We start from the raw sequence: 254 nt of genomic DNA on the forward strand, positions 1-254 counted from the left end.
GGTCCAGCACTCTCTCCAGCACTTCCTCTACCATCGGCTTCATATGGATGTGCTTAGCAACAATCTTCGCTACGCGACGCACCGGCAGTTCAAGTGCCGGTTGCACGGCATCCTGCATGGGCTGCGAACGCTCCCAATCCTGTTCAAACACATGGATCATCTTGTGAATGGCGGGCGCATTTTCGAAGATAACACCGATCTCTCGGCGTGCCTCCAGCTCTAGCTTGCGGAGACTCTGACTGCCTAAGAAGGCG

At 55.5% G+C, this 254-nt stretch carries 1 pseudogene; it reads right to left on the bottom strand.

From position 1 onward, the window contains the following. Positions 1–254 (bottom strand): annotated as a pseudogene (locus JAO32_RS19790) (phospholipase D-like domain-containing protein); the annotation flags it as partial.

It is taken from the genome of Terriglobus sp. ADX1 (genome assembly GCF_036877645.1).
Lineage (GTDB): Bacteria > Acidobacteriota > Terriglobia > Terriglobales > Acidobacteriaceae > Terriglobus.